Here is an 18,346-nt window from a genome sequence, read left to right on the forward strand (position 1 = left end):
ATTGCCCTAGTTGGTATCTAGACACCTTGCAACGCTTCCCCTATAATCGTTGTCCTATTAAGGCCCCTTAGCTCAGTGGTTAGAGCAGTCGACTCATAATCGATTGGTCCCCAGTTCAAGTCTGGGAGGGGCCACCAAATTCTAGAAGGTTAGTAAGCGTAGTGTTTACTAACCTTTTTTTGTACCTGACGATTTTGGGTCAGGTAATGGGTCAGGTAAGCCCCGATCACGCACTCTTCTCTGTCTTCTCCCAATACTAATCCGAATACTACGCTGTTGCCAAATGTGTCCTTCTGGCTGATAAAACTCTCTCATAGAGAACAAAGAGAAGTATTAAACTCGCAAACCAACCATAAGTGACTTAAATTACACTTATAGATAATTTCTTATACAGTCACAACAAAAGTGAGTTATAGTGAACTTATATATTAAGACGAACCCAATAGTGACAAAAGTACATTAAAAGGCACTTATGAAAAAAGGTAAGATGGTAAAGGCACAACCTATGCCTGATTTGAATACCGAGTTCAGTATGGAAACGCTGGGGAGCGCCATTCGCTCAAAGCGCACCGATAGAGGCTGGCGTATTGATGATCTCGCTTCAAAAGCCAACTTATCTCGTAGAACAGTCATGAAAGTAGAAAAAGGCGATACCAGTGTCACCTTTGCCAATGTACTCGTCCTCATGGACATCTTAGGACTATCTTTACGCCTTATCGATTTAAACCTATTTGTTCGTCCACATAGCCAAATAACCTCCCAAGCTGAAAACAGCGTGAGAAGCAATGAGGACGGTTGGTATGAGTAAGTTACAACAGTTAGACGTGTTTATCGGTACGAATACCAAAATTGGTCGTTTGATTCTTCCTATCGGAACAGAAACAGAGTTCTCATTCATCTATGAAGATGAATGGAAACACACTGGTTTCCCGATTTCGCCACACATCCCTTTCGATGATCGGGCTTCGCCACGTAGTATTGAGAACTACCTCAGAAATCTTCTTCCTGAAGGAGAAGCCTTTGAGGAGATGATACAAAACACCACTATCTCCAAAAGCAATACATTCGGGCTGATTCGTAAGCTTGGTGCGGAAACTTCTGGCGCACTATCTTTTCGAGTTCCAGGCTCAGAACCTGGGGAAACCAGCTTTAGATCTGTACCTGATGATGAACTAATAGAACGACTAGAGCGAAATCTAGCGCCATTAGTGTATTGGGACGGTAAGGTTCGCCTTTCGGTTGCTGGTGTTCAAAACAAGTTAAACTTACTTAAACGCGGTGATGAGTGGGGGTTTGGTGAAGGCAAATTAAGTTCGAACTACATTCTGAAATTTGAAAGCGGTAAAGCACCGTGTATTGCTGTTAATGAGTTCTTTTGCATGACATTAGCCAAGCTAGCAGGTTTGGACGTCGCTAATGTTGAGTTAACTCGCATTGGGAAGACTAGGACACTGATAATAGAGCGGTTCGATCGTGCCTATATCGCGACTCGTGATGTCGTTCAACGAAAACATGTGATTGATGGCTGTCAGGCAACTGACTTACCTCCAGGTTACAAATACGAGCGTCAGAATGGGGATGAAGGCGATGGCGTATATATGCGTGATGGCGTTTCTTTCCCACGCCTACTGTGCGTCAAAACCATAGACACGGTAATCACTAACCTAAAGCTCACCCAATGGATGCTCTTTAATCTAGTAACGCTAAACTACGATGCCCATGGTAAAAATATTAGCTTCTTCGTCACCCCTAAAGGCCTGGAACTGACCCCTTTTTATGATTTAGTAAACATAGAAGCAATCGCTCAAGAGGGAACAAAACGCAACTCACGAAGCGGTAAGTTGTCTGCTGATGAGGGGCGTGCCGCCAGTATCCCTCAATATTTTGCAATGTCGATTGGAGATTGGGAAAGTGAAGACTTTCAAAATCCGCCGAAAGGTAACTTCAAACGCCCTATCACCAGCTATGATTTAGCTGAATTCGGCGCTCTGCTGGGTTATTCAGGCACCAAAATGGCTTCCATAATGGTAGAAACCGTTGGTGCTATAAAAAATGCTCTGAAGGAAGCGATTGACCTTACCGAAGCTCAAGGAATCGACGATGAGGAACGTGAACACATAGAGCTATGTGTGTCACTCATCCAAACAGAGTGTGAACACTTACTAAGTCAGGCCGAGAGTGTACCAGCAATGAGTGAGCTTCTTTAATGGCAGAAGCTAGGAAAAAATTACGTATCCACGAGGTTATTAGATTATTTTAGTCTATCCCAAACACAAAAGAAGCTGTTAATTCTACTTCCTTTCTTCGTTCGAAAGCACACTGTTGAATATCGTTATTGAGTTTTGCTACTCATCTATCATACTTAATAGACTGATTTGTATAAAATTTACGCTATTGGTGCGAATTTTAAAGGTAAGTAATTTGACGGCGATAATCAAAATTCTTGCTGCGTTAGTCTCAGTTCTCGGGGTTCTTTCAGCGTTTAAGACTCTCATTCCAGAAGATATAACATACTCACAAATCGTTGAAAGCACTGTGTTTATTTCTGGGTGGGGAGTTAGCTTTATACTCTGTTTAGTGTTGATATACCAAGAAATTCGACACAGAGATGAAAAGCAAGCTCAGGCTGAACGACATACTGAACGACAGGATGTCATCAATAACTTACTCAACGAAAGAGCAAATGATAAAGAATATCTACAAAATGAACTTTCAAAGTCCAATATTAGTCTCAACCACTTAACTTCTGGACTAGATAGATTTGAGCGCCCAATTCCAAGAACCCAAAGAAGCGAGGATCAAGATGAATTTTAGTCAGTATAAGTACATACCCACTCTGAGAACTCGTGCTTCTGAGATGCTAGGAGTTGAGAAACTGAGTGATTCTACCAAAGAAAAAATTCTGCCTTTTGTATGCCTGTCAAAAGTTAATCGTATCGCAAGTGCATCAGGAGCATTTGATAAATGGCATAGCGCCTTTGACAAACCTGCGATACTCGGCTTATCTGAAGATAAAAGATTGCAAGTCGAAGACTACGCTCAACTAATGTCATCGGAGGACGGCTTTAGCGCGTGGGCTACCTTCTTTATGAACGCTAAGAAAGTGAATGATTTTCTTATTCCATCTCTTATTCTAAATAAAGACGTGGGCAAGAGAGATTTTGTAAAGCAATTACAGAGATTTGAAAGCGAATTCGGCAAAGTTGTACTCCGTGTAAACCCTTTGCATCGCCGTGAGGTTGCAGCTGCAATGACCGCAGCTTCTGTTATTGACTCAACCGACAACATTTTGTTCATCTTAGATGCAGGCCAAATTTCACGAGAACACCAAAAAGCAATTCTAGATGCGACAATTCATGCCCTCAATGAACTACGCCTAATCGATCCCAGAATTGAAGTAGTTACAACAAGTTCTAGCTTCCCTCGAATGTTTCAATCATACACGCAAGATCGTGACGGGAAGTATGGTGAAATTCCTATGCTTGAATGGGAAAACTACCATGCATTAGGTGGGCAGAATATTGCAATTTATGGTGACTATGCAGGTATACATGGCGAGTTCTATGAAGGAAGTTACGCTAAATTTGTTGCTAGAGTAGATTACCCTACACCTGCAACATGGATTTTTGAACGCAGAAGGCAAGTTAAGGATCGTAATGCTGCCGATGTTCCTCGTGAAAAGCTATACAGTAGAGCTGCTAGGGGGATCGTTACCAGCGAGAGCTGGGATGACTCTTTAGATGTTTGGGGAGCTAAAATCATCAGAGAGGCAGCTAACAACCAATTAGAAAAATTTGGAACTCCAGCAAAATGGATTTCCGTTCGATTGAACTTACACATTGAGAGAATTACTCGCTTCTTAGATGAAGGAGTCTCTATCCCACAGGACTCTTTAGACAACGACGACTGGGATAAAGATGAATTTGATTGGTAATCTAAGAAGTAGATCTCGACGCCATCTTTTATATGCGTTAGCAAGCTACCTTATGTAGCTTGCTTCAATACCCGAGGGATAACTTTAATTGGTTTTGATGTAACAAAACCAAATTGGTTCATACTTTCGGATATATCAACACCAGACTCTGCAATCACTTTAGCCCCATCTATATTTATTTCCCATACATCATCGCGAGTTCGAGTGATATCCATCTGATCAGGCTCAGTCTGCAACTTCTGCGGGCTAAGATAAGTCAAATCAGATACTTCTGTAATATCATGTTTATTTGCCAAAAAGGATTGATAGGTTGGTCGATACTTATTTTTCAAGTAATCTAAAACTAAGTTACGCCAGTGTGACTTTGGTAGCCTGCTTAACTTCGCATTCAAGGCACTTCTCGTTTCACTAAGTTGGCATGCTAGTTTTTTACTTTTTAGCGAAGTAACTAGATGCCTTTTATCGACAAAAGATAAGAAATCACTGGCAGTACCTACCTTTTCAATTCTTCCTCGGCGCTTAACTTTTAGGGAAGCATCCCCTTGGGAGTTTATTTCAAGTTCCAGTATTTCCACCATGTTTGGCAACATTTCAATGGCTTTATTTGTGAACTTTGGAGAGCAGACTAAAGTAACCTTGTCAAAAAAAGCTAAGTAGGTTTCGATTTGACCTTGCAGGCGAGCTAGGCTATCTGCATCACTTTTGATTTCAAACGCGTGAAGTTTACCATTGGCAACTACTAAGTCTGCACGCCTACTGAAGTTGTCTACTGGCAATTCATTAATAAGCACGGCATCGTGCTCTAGATAGCCTCTATTTATCAACCAGTCTATAGTAGCAACTTTATAGTCAGCTTCTTTCATAATGTCACACATAATTCACGTAATACAGGGCTTACTCTATCTCAGAACAAAGCGATGCCTTTTATCACTTATTGGTGATAATTACAATAGAGTAGGTTACCTGATATGTCGAGCCTTCGGAGCTAGTCTTGAGACTTTAATATAAATAATTCAGTTACATATAGAATATGACTGTTAAGTTTATATCAGACACCCCAAAAACCTTTCTTGTCTATGCCTTTGGGTATCCCATCTTCCATAGTGACCAGCAGGCCTAGAGCGAAAGCCGACATGTGTTAGCAACAACCTTCGTTTTGCTCTTGAAACTCCTACAAAAAATGCACATAAGTTTTCATCTAGGTCTCCCCAATAGCTTTCAGTTTCAACGCCAAGTAGAACGACAGAATCAAACTCTAGTCCCTTGCTTTTATGAACTGTAAGTATTCTAACTGCTTGATCATCCTCAAAACGCTTCAGGGACGCTTGGAGATCGAGTCCAGTAGACATCAATTGATCTATCTGTGAACAAGTATCATTGAGCACCTCACGTAAACGTGACTCAGTTTCATAATCATGTGACAGAGACATTAATTCTTGGAACCCTACTTTTTCAATGAAACGCTTCAAGCAATCCCACCTTTTGGGGTTTTCAGGAACTATAGGATTTTGATTAATCGCCTTTTTCTCTTCTAGAATGAAACGTTGCCAGTTTTGGACCAGTTCACCCTTTTCATCGTCATCATCAGTGAAGGGAACTAACTTTTCCATTAAGCGAACCCATGCTGAAGGTTCCTGCTTGCCAAAAGTGCTCAATAGGAAGTCTACAATTAGGCGTGCGGCTGGCTCAACAGTTATGTCCTGCAACTGCTGTTCATTCCTATATGGTATACCTCTATCACGTAGAGCAACCATAAGCCTCATTGCATATAATTCAGGTTGGTTCTTGATTAACACAGCTATCTCAGAAGGAGGAACACTTTCTTCATTTATCCACCTTTGGATTTGCTCTGAAAGATAATCGGCTTCTTCTTGGCAGTTCTGAAAAGGGTGAACATGTATATGGCCTTCTTCTCCCGCGATTTGCTCTTCAGGCATCACTGATGCGGGATCAAGAATTTTGACGATTTCATTTTGCAATCGAAGAAGTTTGGGCTGTGAACGAAAGTTTCGGTACATATTGAGTGGTACAGCTTGGAAGTCTTCTTTAAATGCCTCAAAAATACCGTCAAGAGCACCAGCCCAGCCCATAATTTTTTGCTTTGTATCGCCTACAGCAGTAAGGCGAATGTCTGTGCTTTGAAAGGCTACCTTAATAAGCTCATACTGATACTTTGTGCAATCCTGAAACTCATCTAAAAAAACATCTGTATAGGTTTGCCTCAATGCGTTTCTAGCAACGGGGGATTCTTTTAATATCTTTATTGCAAGCGGAACTAGATCTGTAAAATCAATTTGCTTGTGAAGGATTTTGGGACCGATTGTGAAACCAGGCTCTAAGGCTTCATCCCCAGTCAATATTGGACGAAAACGGTCAATTATTCGCTTTGCAAAAGCATGGAATGTATAGCTGTCAAAACGTGATGAAAGCTCAGCACCACATCTACGCTTGATCCGCTCTTTTAGATTACTACTTGCATCTACCTTAAATGAAATAGCAAGTATACGTTTGGGGTAGCGACATGACCCTGTACGAAGTAAAAAGTCAGCTCGCTGAGCGAGCATTTCTGTTTTGCCTGCGCCTGGACCAGCGGTTAAAGCTAAGCTGTATTCACGCTCTTTAGCTGCTCTATAAGCGTTAGGCTCCAATACTAATCCATCAGCTGGTTGCCAACTCTCGACTCTAATCATTCAGGAAGCTCCAACAATATTTCTTTTGCAGCATCTACTAGCCGTCCCAATGACGGAGGAATATGTGCTAGGAGTTGTTCATCAGATAATCTAGAGAGAGCTGTAATATGCTCCGCTGGCTTACTCCCAACTTTGAATAACTTGTGATACGTAATAAACAACTTCTGCTCATCATCACTATACTCTGAAGCTTCAGTACGAGATTTACCTAGTACCGCTTTGATATTTGGGAGTTCTGGTTCAACCTGATCATCTGCTTCTATATTAAATGCGGTAGGAAAAGCGCTGAGCATTGCGAAATCCAAGTCCATTGGATAAGAGAAAAACACTCTGCGCTTTTCCAATTCCATTAGATATTGAGGACACGCTCTAATTTTATGCTGAGGATCATTCCATGTTGGGATGCTTTCGTATCTATCAGTTAACTGAAGATCAGGTTTATGTAGTTTTAACTGATCATTGGTTGTTTTGATGCGTCCCCAACCACCTTGGTACCTTCCTACATCGAGGTCTAAAAGTGTAATATGAGGAATGTTTAGCCCTTCAAGAAGCCTCCAGAAATGGTTTACATGTCGCCCTCCAAGTGGAGCCACAGTAATCCCAAATGCGTCAACAGGCACCCCTTTAGATTCTAGCAATCTAGGAATTACGATTTCTTCACTATCCCCTTCTCCAAGTATAACCAAACGTGAAAAATATATTTCAGGAAAAGATTTTACTGCCTGAGTGACAAACTTATGAGCATCACCTGAGTGTTCCTCATCAGGCAACTCGATACTCGCAATAGTTGTTTCTCTGTCTGGGTTCAAACGAAGATAGCGTATTTGTTTTGGCTCGATACGTCTCAGCATTGATGGTGCGTGAGTTGCTATTAGGGCTTGCGCATCCCCGTGACCGACCATTTCTGTAAGAGAGCTTACTATTCTTCCTAAATAGTGAGGAGATAGGCTATTTTCTGGTTCTTCCACGGCAATTAACGTAAACACAGGAGGTCTAAGCTTATCTGGATCAAAAGATTCATCGCCTTGTAGTACCGAGCGGCCAATAGCCTGGGATGAAAGAACCAAAGACAAATACAGCATCGATTTTTGACCGTCACTTAATCGAGAAAAATCGACATTAGCTTCATCGTGTCCTGGAGAAAAAGAAATAGAAAGATGGCGAAGCAATGATTCGATTTCACTTGCGACAAAAGTAATTTGGGGCTGTGTAAAAAACTGTCCTTTATGTAAACGAGACCACGAATCTCGAATGCTTGTACTCAAGGCATTAACTGATAAGTTAGATGCGAGACTTGCGCTGATTTGGTCTGTATGTCCCTTCACTGCTTCTCGCTCAGTCTCCCAGTTAACAGCCCTTAGCATTCGCCCTAACAAAGCATTCGCACCAAAGGTAATATGTTCAGCGGGGTCACGTCTAGCTGGAAGGTAGTGTATTTGAATCTGACTTCGGTCTGTGCGTGAAACTTTAGCCGTACTTTTAGGCTGCTGGTTGTCGTCTACCTCTAATACATATATCAATGACTCATCTATATCACCATCAATACCCATAGACGCTTCTAGTCGAAACCTTACCCGTGGAGTATCTTCTCCGTCTACCAATCGCATGTGACCAAAGTGTGGTGAAACAGTAGTGTTATCTCCCTCTTCATGTAATTCAGGGAAAAGAAAATCAGCCTCAATCCAAAGAGTTCTTTCTTCAAGTTGCTCTGATTCGTTGTGTGGAACATGAAAATCAGATTTTCTTATCCGACGTAGAGATGGATCAAACGCGAACATTCGACAAAGCGCTTGAAGAGCGGCTGTTTTTCCTGAGCCATTTGGACCGATTAGGAAAGTTAAATCGTCAAGAGAGATTTCAGTAGAGGTTGACCCATAACTTTGAAAACAGGAGAGTCGTAACTTATCAAGCTTCACTATTTCGCCTCATTCTATTGTGAAAACAACCAAATAAATACCCATCCAATTGATTATGCAACCAGACTTTATGAATTATACACATTTAGATCTTACAAAGACTTGAGGGTGAATACTTTTTATTATCTTCTCTGCCCCCTATTTATGAAAAGTAGTGGTTAACACATTTTTCACCAGAGGGTTCGGCACTAAGAGAGCTTTTTTATCTATTAATTAAATGAGCAAACTTTAGTTTTTGATGATTTGAGCGAGAACAGTGTTCTCGCAGTAGCATTCTTCTCTGGCAGCTAGACTCAATAGGTTAACGAGAGCACCCTTCTAGATTAAACTGCTTGAATCCTCACCCACATTCAACAGTCGCAAGTGTAGCGACACTTAGGATACGCAGAGCAACCATAGAAACTTTTACCCGCATTACGACCTTTTTTAGCAACACGAATCACAAGGCTAGACTGGCAGTTTGGGCAAACCTTGGAATGAGGATCGAGTGTAGGCTCATCAATGACTGGCTTATTCATAAAGCTGCGTCCATCTTCAATCATGTGGACTAGCTCGCTACCATTAACCAACCACAGGCGCTTCTCTTGAGCAAAGGCGATGGCTTCAGAAGTAAAATCTCCCGATGTTACGATGATCATTTTGCTAGCACAATTGTCGATCATCACACCATACATTTCTCTTAAGACTTGAACTCCGACTTTTCTAGCTTTCCAGTGCTTACATTGTACAAGACTCAACTCACCGTCTTTAGTTAACCAAATATCAACCCCACCATCCGCCTGCTTTGAGAAAGATTGTTTAACGTCGTAGCCTTGCTGCTTAAAGTACTCGCCAATGTAGCTTTCAAATTCAATCCAACTGAGGGAATTAAGCGGAGTCGTGTTTTTGTGTGCTCTGATTTGAGACGTCGTCGCAAGATAATTATGCTTTCGCTGATACTGCTTAAAGAACGCAATTGGAGCTGGAATTAAAAACAAAAAAGCAAAATACGGTGCCATTTGCGAAAGATTCGGCCCAATGGCATTGAAGATGAAGTTATCACTGCGAGCCGCCAAATCAGGCAATAGAAAGGATAAACCAACATAAATGCCTGCTGAGAACAAGATACTCACCCACCACGGCGCATCCATCAAATGCCAAATAATTCCATCATTCTTCCGAGCCATAACTCCTCCCAATAAGCATCAAAATGCATTAAAGCACAATTACCAGACCTAATACATAGAGTTAAATCATGTATTTAGTGGGAGAACAAACAGCTAGAACATTGTTCTAGCAAGAGCATTTTTTATTTATTAAATGACCAAACTTTAGTTTTTGATGATGAGAGCGAGAACAGTGTTCTCGCAGGAGCGTTTGAACGCTATCAGCCTTTGCCTGATATATCCAAACACGAGTCGGATAATACCTAACTCTGTCTTTTGTCATTCGGAGAACATCGTTCTCCGTTCAACTGATGAAGATTTAAGAAGAAAATGGATCCCTGAGATAGTCAAAAGCAGGAACAAGGTTCCTGCAAGAGCATTTTTTATTCGTGTTATTAATCATGCAAACAATGACTTACTTTATATTTACGAAGGTTAAGCGAGAACACTGTTCTCGCAGTAACAAGTTGCATCTATTTTTGTTCTTCTAGCCATCGCTCAATGTCTTTTCTCTGCCAGCCCACTACCCTAGAACTAAGCGTAACAACGGGTGGTATTTTTCCGTCCCGACGCCAACGCCACAAAGTACTTACGCTTACCCCGATCTCTTTCGCTAACTGCTCTTGTCTTACAAACATTTTATTACCTTTATTTCTCTATTATTTAGTTGCATCTTAGATTCTCATCGCCCAACTCATAATATAGAATAAGCAACAAACCATATTGACATGATAACGAATGGACTTAGATCAAAAACGCAATGCATTGAGACTACAGTTAGAAACAGCAATCAATGACTTAAAAAAACAGGCCGAATCTCAAGGTTGTAAAATTGCTCAGCGACGTCGAGTTGGGTATCTATACGTTGTCGATGCTGTTCGGAACATTGCTCTGGAAACCTGGTTTACCAAGTTACTCAGCCAGCATGGTTCTGTGCTCAAAAAGCACCGTAGCTCTAACGCTATCAAGCTTGCGGACATCGTAGAAATATATGGCGGATTAAATAAAACAATCAAACTTATCGAAGCGGTATTAGCCTTGCGGGGAGTAGGGCTGCATACTCAACAACGTATCGATTATATGGATCAAGTACTGTTGGGCTTAAAAGATTTACGTTCACTCACGCCACAGTACCAAGAGGAAGCGATACGCTGGAACAGTGTTCTTCCGTATTGCGCTTTATGCTGGCGTCTACGCAGCCGATCTCACTACTACTGCGAAAAACACCACCCCATCAAGTCCACTAAACTTTATAAACAGCAAAAATACGCAGCTATCACTGCATTGAAATATCTGCCCAACCAGAACAGTGCAGCTTACGAAAAGTATCTAGCACAACCTAACAAACAGAAAAATCTGGGACGACAACTGTATGATCTGGTCAGCGGCTATGCGCCGCATCCACGCGTATTTCTACGTCACTGTAAAGATAGCGCTATGTCAGGGGACTGGATCACACTATCAAAGAACATTGTTCAGACATGCAAAGTGACTTATCCAGCTAGCTATAAAAAAATAAAACAAATCAAACCAGATGATTTTAGAAACTGGCCCTCGTGGTGTATCGCGATAGTGAGATGTTTAGATCCTACGGAGCCAAATGCTTGGAACGAAAAAGAGTGCCTGACGCTTTTCAATGAGTTGAATACTTGGACCACACTGATTGGGATCTTGCATCGCTTTGAGTGTGTAGAACGAATCAACAGCATTGAAACTAGACGTGGCCCGAGCGTTGGATATGGAGCGAATCTAAAACAACACCAGCAGATCAAAGACCTGTTAACACAACAACTAGCCACGAATAACAAAACTAACCTAAGTGATATCGCCAGAACGCTTGGGCTTAGCAGACAACGCATACACCAGATCATTAAAAAATATCAATTGCTCTCCTAAACAGCAAAGTAACTGTGCAAAAAATAATCTAATTTATTTTACATTTTTAATTATTAAATCAAATAAAAATCATAAATATAATTACGAATAATTTAATTATTAAATTGAACCAAGATAATTATGGTAATAAAATAATTTTTACTTATTGACTTTTTCATGTTATAACTATTATAACTGTTATAATTATTATAAAGTTATAATTCTAATATAAGGATACATTATTTAAAATCACTTAATAAAAGGTAGAACATCGTTTTTTCTGCTAAATTTCTTCTGCCACACTTGGCACATTCACTGCCAATCCTGACACTTACTCTGCCACTACTGGCAGTCTCGTTGCCAATCTTGGCAAAAAAATGTGCCAAGCAATTTTGATCTAAAAAACTTAGGCAGACATACAGTGCATTATTTTAATAAATAAAAAGTAACACTTTGTGTTTATTATTTTCTATATATTACATTCAAGGTAAAGAAAAATATTTATTTGAACAATACTACAGTTCAAGTGTATATTATTCATAATATCGTTACTGAGAATATTCTTATGAGTAGATTTGTACTCTCCGCAGACTTGCACCTCGGACATGATAATATATTGAAATATCGTTCAGGATTCGATTCTCCTGAAGAGCACCATAATATTCTATTTGATAACCTTGCATCATTTGTACAACCTCGTGACACGTTAATCCTACTTGGAGATATTGCAACGACCCCATTTTGGCTAGAGAGGGTTGCAAGTATTCAATGTACGAAGAAGGTGCTCGTACTTGGCAATCATTGTACAAACATGAAGGTCAACGGCAAGATGCTCGCACTCGCAGATGGCTTCGATGAGATTCACTCGATGCTATCTAAACGAAATACCTGGTTTACACACTGCCCTATACATCCTCAGGAATTACATGGAAAGCTCAATGTTCACGGACATTTACATGACAGTATCGTTCTAGATGATGCAGGCAAACCAGATCCCCGCTATATCAATGTGTCAGTAGATCAGACTCAATTTAGACCAGTCTTGTTCGGTGACGTCGTTAGTCAAATCACTCGCTAAGTGGCTCTTGCCAACACTCTGTTTGATAAACGAGACAAAACCATATAGCAAAAAAGGCTCACTGGTAATGGAAACGCTAACTGCATATATGAACAACGAGCTTGTCGGGACTCTAGCACAGTATCCAGACAACAGACTCAGCTTTAAATATGATTCTTCCTGGCTGAACAATGACAACGCTCGGCCTTTATCTCTGTCTCTTAAAATGCAGAAAAACACTATATATTCTGAAGCGGTCTTCAACTACTTTGACAATCTTCTCCCAGACTCAACTGATACAAGAAGCCGTTTAGCCGCCAGATTCAAAACCTCCACTAAACAACCTTTCGATTTGCTCACAGCAGTTGGTCGCGATGTTGTAGGTGCTCTTACTCTACTGCCACCTGATACAAAAAATGATAAGCCAGATTTGGAGTATGAAATCCTAGATGAAAAAACGCTCGAACTCATATTGTCAGCACTACAGGCAGGAACACCACATGGAATGATTGAATTATCCGATGATTTCCGTATAGCCATTGCTGGCGCCCAAGCTAAAACTGCGTTACTGAAAGTGGATAACCATTGGTGTTTACCAAGTGGCAATACTCCGACAACTCACATCATCAAACTCCCAATGGGAGTTCTCCAACAACCAAACTACACGTTAGACTTAACGGATAGCATTGAGAATGAATATCTCTGTATCGAACTCGCACGAGAGCTAGGGTTTGATGTACCTAATATTGAAATTATTCAAACCCTGAACTTCAAAGCATTGGCTGTTGAACGTTTTGACCGAAAATGGACGAATAAGAAGACTCACATTCAACGTTTACCACAAGAAGATATGTGTCAGGCAGCTTCGCTGCCAGCATCAATCAAGTACGAATCTGATGGCGGCATTGGAGTCTTAGAAATTATGGACTTGTTATCTGGGTCTTCAAATGCCTTTGCCGACCGATACAATTTTATGAAGTTCCAGGTGTATCAATGGGTCATTGGAGCGACTGATGGTCATGCGAAAAACTATTCGATCACAATTGAGCAATCGGGGAGCTACCGCTTAACACCTTTCTATGACATTTTGTCTGCTTACCCTTTATTAGGTAAAAAAGGGCTTAACATCAGGCAGTTAAAGCTAGCCATGGGGCTAAGATCATCAAGGGGTAAAAAATACGAAATCAACAAGATTTACCCTCGCCATTTTCTGGCAACCGCACAGCATGTCCGCTTTGAACAGGACATAATGCTGGAAATTCTCGACACAATGAAAACCGAGCTTCCAAAAGCTATAGAACGTTTAAATTCGAGGTTGCCAAAAGAGTTTCCAGAGCACATCTCTACTCCTATTTTCGACAATGCATTGAAAATGCTTAAAAGACTCTCCTTACAAGCATCCGAGTAGAGTACAAGCTGTATGTTAAAAGCGGCTTATCCCTTCATCATTAAACTTTTTTGGAAAAACCTATGGCATTCACATTTAAATTAGAGTCCCCTATCCATGAGTTTCAGGCATCTACAGCACTTCTAGTTCCAAATGCTCAAGAGCAGAATCTAGTTGAGCAATTAATTGAGCTTGCAGCAAAAGAATATATTTCCTCATTAGAAAAAGGAAAAAATGGGGAGTTCGGCTTACTAATTCATGACAGCAACGGAGAGGAAGTAATTCATCTTGCTTATCGTAGTGATATAACTTACCTAACACAATTCGAGAAAACCAAAACTCACATTATTAAATATGCTAACGAAAAAAACATACCTACTAAGGAATTAGTTCTACCTAACGATGAGGTATTAGTTATGTGCAAAAACAATGCTGACTCTGAAGCGTGGCTCCAGTTATTAATGAACTTTTCCGTGCAGAAAGTGGCTCAGATTGAGAGATTAGATTTACACCCTACTCTGCAAGGGCAAGGTTTTTTCACTAAGTTAGTAAACCAATTACTCTGCATTGCTGATACAGAGTATGTATTAGTGACTAACATCGTCAATGACGAATGGTTTGAGTATTTAAAAGATGTAGCAGATGAAATAGTTGAAAATCGTTTTCAATGTAATGCTTTGTTTAACCAAAAATAACCCCTACTAGCTCTAGGTACTGGTGTACATCGCAAGACCAAGCATCAAAGCGCCCACACACAGCACACTTCTGGACAAAGGCGAGTTTGACAGCCGCAAGCAAGTCTCTCTCAAAAAAGGCCGTTTGGCAGTATTGATTTATTGCTTAATGTTCCCGACTGCAAAACGTCGGAATCAAGATGAACCCTTTGTGATAAAATGCGTTTGAATAGATGATATAAAAATTAATTTAAAATAAAGGTATATTTTTTTTAATTAATCTGTATAGTGGTCTTTGCTCTGACACAGAGTTGTTTCAAGATAAAATATAAAGAAAGTTTTCCAGCGTCATCCCTAGCAAGTTTCTCTCTGTAATCTCCTTAATGCTCTATCCTAAAATAATACCTATGTTCAGTGCACCTTAATTTTAATTTTATAAGGGGCATAATATGTCTAATCAAGTAATTGGTACAGTAAAGTGGTTTAACGAAACTAAAGGTTTTGGTTTTATTTCTCAAGAAAATGGCGATGATTTATTTGTTCATTTCAGAAGCATTTTAGGCGATGGCTTTAAGAAGCTTATTGAAGGCGAGCAGGTTTCCTTTACTGTAGGTAAAGGTCCTAAAGGCCTTCAAGCAGAAAATGTAACGACTATTTAGTCTTACAATTGAATTTACACTGCCTCGTCATACGCCTGGCGAGGTAGTTGCTCTGACAAAGATTTATTTCAAGATAAAATATAAAGATAGTTTTCCAGCGTAATCCCTAGCAAGTTTCTCTCTGTAATCTCCTTAATTACCTATCCTAAAAATACTTATGTTCAGTGCACCTTAATTATAATTTTTTATAAAGGGGCATAATATGTCTAATCAAATATTTAATAATGAGAATAGAAATAATAAAAACAAATCTATTCAAAATAAAGAAACATCAATACATAAAAAAATAAAGATGAATAGCCTTCTCCAAAGGATTGCTAATGGTGAGACTGGTGTTGTTTTAGAGGAACTACTTTGAAAAATCACGGTAGAAAGAAGATCTGGTTTAAGTTAAAAAAGTGCGAATCATACACTAAAAAAATTTTATTATATTGAATGTAAGGTTTGTACAAGGTTGCTCATAGAAAGACTATGCTCTTCAACAGATGAGCTTTGGAAATAGCAACAACGAAATATCTGGGGCACACATCATATTATGACAAGTGGAACGTTAAGTTGCTTAAACTGTAGGAGCGATGAAACATACTCGTAGTGCTCAGGTTTGTGAGATGAGGTAATAACCATTCTATGATGGTTTTTTGCCGTCCATACTCCTTGATAATCAGTTGCTTGCCTAGTCCAGCTTTTAGGCAGAAACCAAGTCAGTTCGAACGTTTAAGCGTGAAACAATGCCATATTGAAAGCATCACACCACTACGTCTCCTCAAAAGGAATAGGACCATGCCGACCTAAAACACACCGTGATGGATAGCGAAACTATCTTCATGAAAAGTCTAACGAACGCCAAGCGCTCAGCTGAGCATCATGCGCCAGAGGGTGCAATACTAATTAAGATTAGAGATTTAATGGATCAGATGCTAAGTCGAATAACGCTTGATGCTTGATGCTTGATGCTTGATGATAGCTGGGTAGATAGCTGTGAAGACTGACGTTGGTTAGCAATCATGATTCGTTTTTCGTAGTAGCCTTTGACACAGTTTGGATTGTTTGTCTGACAAGGTTTGCTCACGATTAAGTTGATCTCGTAAACCTGTCAGCATGTCTCGGTCCAAGTTGCTCAGCTTTTCGGAATGTAAGAGGAGTGTCGTATTGATAAGCTCAGAGAGGTTTCGTGAACTCATAGTCCCCACTCTTTATCCCACTTTTTTTGTTCTTCAATCTCTTCTATGCGTTTGCGAACACCCATTTTTTTCAACTCTTCTGGTATTCGTTTAATCCCTTTCTGATTAATACTAAATTGCTTCTGCTTTTGTGTCGGTTTAGGTAACTTGCTCATATATCATCCTATTGATGCTAAGAAAGATGATTTTATTCAGATTAGAATAAAGCCATTTCAATTCATTATCTCTTATTAATGTATCGTTCCGCGTTTGCAAAAAGTTTATCGCATGCTTTTTTCTGTGCTAAATATTCTGATGAACTTTCAGTCATAGAGTCGAGAATTTCTTTCGCTTCTTGATATTCTTTTACCATCGCAGCGAATCGTTCTTCGAAGTTGTTTTTCTGTGTTTTCTTGCTTGATTTTCTTACTGGTTTTCTCATATTGCTTCTTATCTTATCGATCCAAAAATTTATTTTATTCGTATTTCGAACGTTCAGAATCTTTATTAAAAAATAAAGTAAAAAAGTCTCCTCGACAGAAGAGACTTTTTATAAATATCTTACACTAACGTAACATTATCCGCTTGAGGACCTTTGTTACCTTGTTCAACAACAAAAGAAACCTTTTGGCCTTCAGATAATGTTTTGAAGCCATCACTAACAATTGATTTGAAGTGAACAAATAGGTCAGAACCGCCGTTATCAGGAGTGATAAATCCAAAACCTTTGGATTCATTAAACCATTTTACTAAGCCTGTTGATTTATTTGACATAATATATCTCGATACATTGATTAAGTTAAAAAGAAAGCTACTAAATAAGGAATGAAGAAAAAGGTATCGCAGGATAAATATGACGAATTTAATCGAATAAAAACTGAGAAGATCTTGAACTAAATATTTTACTAATAGCTCATCGTTTGAGCTTCTGACACTATACACTATATGAACATAATAGATATCTATTTCTTGATTGATTTTTATTGTCCATAAAATCAATGACATAAAAAGTGAAAGGCTGAATTGAAATCAACAGCATCATTAAAAATAATTATTGCAAAACAGATATTCGATACAAGCATGATCCCTAATTCTAACTTTGAATGGGGCAGAAACGAGTTATAGTCGGTGATAAAAATCGTGCACTTCGGATAAGTTGAATTGGGTAAAACCAAGTAAAAGAGTCGAACTGAAGCATGTCTATCAAGTCGGTGGCAATTCACTTATCAGTTACTTAACTATATTCATAGCACTTTGATATCGTGCTCCTCTATTTTATCTAACCACTCACATACCTAGTTCAGCTCGCTCCTGCACCTCGGCTTTTATGGAGAGGATCGCTCATAGACCATAGAGAATTACTTCTTGAGATCGCACGTAGACCAGCAGCCCTTAAATAAATAACAAAGTAAATACAATTGGTTACAGCCATACCCATCTAGGAGAGGATCACTCCTAGACCATAGTAATTTGCTTTTAGAGATCGCTCGTAGACCTTAGGGGGCTGAATCGAAAGGGATTCGATGAGACTAGGACATCGTTGTTTTCCTTGACCTCTAAGTATAGATTTTTGAATCTTACCCAACGATGTTTATGATCGGTCAAAGGTTACGTGATCGCAATATATCACAATTTCCATTACTATCAGTTATTTAGTAACAATTTACAGTACTTTGGTATCGTTGTTCCTCTATCCTATCTAGTCACTCATATACCCCGTTCTGCTCGCTCCTGCACCTCGGCTTTTATGGAGAGGATCGCTCATAGACCACAGAGAATTACTTCTTGAGATCGCACGTAGACCAGCAGCCCTTAAATAAATAACAAAGTAAATACAATTGGTTACAGC

The 18,346-nt window shown here is 39.7% G+C and carries 18 protein-coding genes and 1 tRNA gene; 11 read left to right on the forward strand and 8 right to left on the reverse strand.

From position 1 onward, the window contains the following. Positions 1-61 precede the first annotated feature (61 nt). The 5 genes from R7F07_RS12965 (at position 62) to R7F07_RS12985 (ending at position 3,934) form a co-directional block, all read left to right on the forward strand. Positions 62-137: transfer RNA gene (locus R7F07_RS12965), tRNA-Ile, on the forward strand. A gap of 335 nt (positions 138-472) precedes the next feature. Beyond that, positions 473-808: a helix-turn-helix domain-containing protein gene (locus tag R7F07_RS12970; protein WP_020904247.1), complete on the forward strand. Its 336-nt coding sequence runs from the start codon at positions 473-475 to the stop codon at positions 806-808. Then, on the forward strand, positions 801-2,207 hold the full coding sequence (locus R7F07_RS12975) for a HipA domain-containing protein (RefSeq protein ID WP_029837333.1): 1,407 nt from the start codon (positions 801-803) through the stop codon (positions 2,205-2,207). The genes R7F07_RS12970 and R7F07_RS12975 overlap by 8 nt, the downstream gene beginning before the upstream one ends. A gap of 214 nt (positions 2,208-2,421) precedes the next feature. After that, entirely contained in the window at positions 2,422-2,814 is a 393-nt protein-coding gene (locus R7F07_RS12980; RefSeq protein WP_029837335.1) for a hypothetical protein, read from the forward strand. Then, a complete protein-coding gene (locus tag R7F07_RS12985) occupies positions 2,804-3,934 on the forward strand; it encodes a beta family protein (protein WP_029837337.1) in 1,131 nt (376 codons plus the stop codon). The genes R7F07_RS12980 and R7F07_RS12985 overlap by 11 nt, the downstream gene beginning before the upstream one ends. 50 nt (positions 3,935-3,984) lie before the next feature. Here R7F07_RS12985 and R7F07_RS12990 read toward each other — a convergent pair whose 3' ends face one another. The 5 genes from R7F07_RS12990 to R7F07_RS13010 form a co-directional block, all read right to left on the reverse strand. Continuing rightward, positions 3,985-4,797, reverse strand: a complete 813-nt coding sequence (locus R7F07_RS12990) for a sce7726 family protein (protein ID WP_049877084.1) — start codon at positions 4,795-4,797, stop codon at positions 3,985-3,987. A 180-nt stretch (positions 4,798-4,977) separates the two neighbouring features. Then, positions 4,978-6,624: a UvrD-helicase domain-containing protein gene (locus tag R7F07_RS12995; RefSeq protein WP_029837341.1), complete on the reverse strand. Its 1,647-nt coding sequence runs from the start codon at positions 6,622-6,624 to the stop codon at positions 4,978-4,980. Next, on the reverse strand, positions 6,621-8,540 hold the full coding sequence (locus tag R7F07_RS13000; protein ID WP_029837343.1) for an ATP-dependent nuclease: 1,920 nt from the start codon (positions 8,538-8,540) through the stop codon (positions 6,621-6,623). Before R7F07_RS13000 ends, R7F07_RS12995 begins: the two co-directional genes overlap by 4 nt. A gap of 350 nt (positions 8,541-8,890) precedes the next feature. Continuing rightward, positions 8,891-9,706, reverse strand: a complete 816-nt coding sequence (locus R7F07_RS13005) for a restriction endonuclease (protein ID WP_029837345.1) — start codon at positions 9,704-9,706, stop codon at positions 8,891-8,893. A 452-nt stretch (positions 9,707-10,158) separates the two neighbouring features. After that, positions 10,159-10,323 carry a helix-turn-helix transcriptional regulator gene (locus R7F07_RS13010; protein ID WP_025591867.1) on the reverse strand — a complete coding sequence of 55 codons (165 nt, stop codon included), beginning with the start codon at positions 10,321-10,323 and terminating at the stop codon, positions 10,159-10,161. A gap of 100 nt (positions 10,324-10,423) precedes the next feature. Here R7F07_RS13010 and R7F07_RS13015 point away from each other — a divergent pair, with 100 nt between their 5' ends. From R7F07_RS13015 to R7F07_RS13040, 6 genes are all read left to right on the forward strand, one after another. Further along, positions 10,424-11,581 carry a hypothetical protein gene (locus tag R7F07_RS13015; RefSeq protein WP_029837347.1) on the forward strand — a complete coding sequence of 386 codons (1,158 nt, stop codon included), beginning with the start codon at positions 10,424-10,426 and terminating at the stop codon, positions 11,579-11,581. Between the two features lie 544 nt (positions 11,582-12,125). Further along, on the forward strand, positions 12,126-12,638 hold the full coding sequence (locus R7F07_RS13020; RefSeq protein WP_128740538.1) for a hypothetical protein: 513 nt from the start codon (positions 12,126-12,128) through the stop codon (positions 12,636-12,638). A 67-nt stretch (positions 12,639-12,705) separates the two neighbouring features. After that, positions 12,706-14,025, forward strand: coding sequence for a type II toxin-antitoxin system HipA family toxin (locus tag R7F07_RS13025; protein WP_029837773.1), 1,320 nt, complete (start codon positions 12,706-12,708; stop codon positions 14,023-14,025). Positions 14,026-14,087: 62 nt separating this feature from the next. Next, the gene (locus tag R7F07_RS13030; RefSeq protein WP_029837775.1) at positions 14,088-14,699 is read left to right on the forward strand and encodes a hypothetical protein; all 612 of its coding nucleotides are present in this window, start codon (positions 14,088-14,090) and stop codon (positions 14,697-14,699) included. Between the two features lie 428 nt (positions 14,700-15,127). Then, positions 15,128-15,337 carry a cold-shock protein gene (locus R7F07_RS13035; protein WP_005380677.1) on the forward strand — a complete coding sequence of 70 codons (210 nt, stop codon included), beginning with the start codon at positions 15,128-15,130 and terminating at the stop codon, positions 15,335-15,337. 202 nt (positions 15,338-15,539) lie between these two features. After that, positions 15,540-15,695 carry a hypothetical protein gene (locus R7F07_RS13040; RefSeq protein WP_020196713.1) on the forward strand — a complete coding sequence of 52 codons (156 nt, stop codon included), beginning with the start codon at positions 15,540-15,542 and terminating at the stop codon, positions 15,693-15,695. Between the two features lie 819 nt (positions 15,696-16,514). On the opposite strand, the gene R7F07_RS13045 is transcribed toward R7F07_RS13040, so the two are convergent. From R7F07_RS13045 to R7F07_RS13055, 3 genes are all read right to left on the reverse strand, one after another. Next, positions 16,515-16,673: a hypothetical protein gene (locus R7F07_RS13045; RefSeq protein WP_171822351.1), complete on the reverse strand. Its 159-nt coding sequence runs from the start codon at positions 16,671-16,673 to the stop codon at positions 16,515-16,517. A gap of 65 nt (positions 16,674-16,738) precedes the next feature. After that, positions 16,739-16,939 carry a hypothetical protein gene (locus R7F07_RS13050; protein ID WP_020196715.1) on the reverse strand — a complete coding sequence of 67 codons (201 nt, stop codon included), beginning with the start codon at positions 16,937-16,939 and terminating at the stop codon, positions 16,739-16,741. Between the two features lie 119 nt (positions 16,940-17,058). After that, positions 17,059-17,271 carry a cold-shock protein gene (locus R7F07_RS13055; RefSeq protein ID WP_005380667.1) on the reverse strand — a complete coding sequence of 71 codons (213 nt, stop codon included), beginning with the start codon at positions 17,269-17,271 and terminating at the stop codon, positions 17,059-17,061. Positions 17,272-18,346: the final 1,075 nt, after the last annotated feature.

It is taken from the genome of Vibrio sp. YT-16, assembly GCF_033337405.1.
In the GTDB taxonomy this organism is placed as follows: Bacteria; Pseudomonadota; Gammaproteobacteria; order Enterobacterales; family Vibrionaceae; genus Vibrio; species Vibrio alginolyticus.

What these genes read in the sequence shown, in the direction of transcription:
- R7F07_RS13015 (WP_029837347.1), top strand. Translation starts at nt 10,424, where the DNA reads ATGGACTTAGATCAAAAACGCAATGCATTGAGACTACAGTTAGAAACA.
- R7F07_RS12990 (WP_049877084.1), bottom strand. Translation starts at nt 4,797, where the DNA reads ATGAAAGAAGCTGACTATAAAGTTGCTACTATAGACTGGTTGATAAAT.
- R7F07_RS12995 (WP_029837341.1), bottom strand. Translation starts at nt 6,624, where the DNA reads ATGATTAGAGTCGAGAGTTGGCAACCAGCTGATGGATTAGTATTGGAG.
- R7F07_RS12970 (WP_020904247.1), top strand. Translation starts at nt 473, where the DNA reads ATGAAAAAAGGTAAGATGGTAAAGGCACAACCTATGCCTGATTTGAAT.
- R7F07_RS13055 (WP_005380667.1), bottom strand. Translation starts at nt 17,271, where the DNA reads ATGTCAAATAAATCAACAGGCTTAGTAAAATGGTTTAATGAATCCAAA.
- R7F07_RS12985 (WP_029837337.1), top strand. Translation starts at nt 2,804, where the DNA reads ATGAATTTTAGTCAGTATAAGTACATACCCACTCTGAGAACTCGTGCT.
- R7F07_RS13010 (WP_025591867.1), bottom strand. Translation starts at nt 10,323, where the DNA reads ATGTTTGTAAGACAAGAGCAGTTAGCGAAAGAGATCGGGGTAAGCGTA.
- R7F07_RS13050 (WP_020196715.1), bottom strand. Translation starts at nt 16,939, where the DNA reads ATGAGAAAACCAGTAAGAAAATCAAGCAAGAAAACACAGAAAAACAAC.
- R7F07_RS13035 (WP_005380677.1), top strand. Translation starts at nt 15,128, where the DNA reads ATGTCTAATCAAGTAATTGGTACAGTAAAGTGGTTTAACGAAACTAAA.
- R7F07_RS13045 (WP_171822351.1), bottom strand. Translation starts at nt 16,673, where the DNA reads ATGAGCAAGTTACCTAAACCGACACAAAAGCAGAAGCAATTTAGTATT.
- R7F07_RS13005 (WP_029837345.1), bottom strand. Translation starts at nt 9,706, where the DNA reads ATGGCTCGGAAGAATGATGGAATTATTTGGCATTTGATGGATGCGCCG.
- R7F07_RS13030 (WP_029837775.1), top strand. Translation starts at nt 14,088, where the DNA reads ATGGCATTCACATTTAAATTAGAGTCCCCTATCCATGAGTTTCAGGCA.
- R7F07_RS13020 (WP_128740538.1), top strand. Translation starts at nt 12,126, where the DNA reads ATGAGTAGATTTGTACTCTCCGCAGACTTGCACCTCGGACATGATAAT.
- R7F07_RS13040 (WP_020196713.1), top strand. Translation starts at nt 15,540, where the DNA reads ATGTCTAATCAAATATTTAATAATGAGAATAGAAATAATAAAAACAAA.
- R7F07_RS13025 (WP_029837773.1), top strand. Translation starts at nt 12,706, where the DNA reads ATGGAAACGCTAACTGCATATATGAACAACGAGCTTGTCGGGACTCTA.
- R7F07_RS12975 (WP_029837333.1), top strand. Translation starts at nt 801, where the DNA reads ATGAGTAAGTTACAACAGTTAGACGTGTTTATCGGTACGAATACCAAA.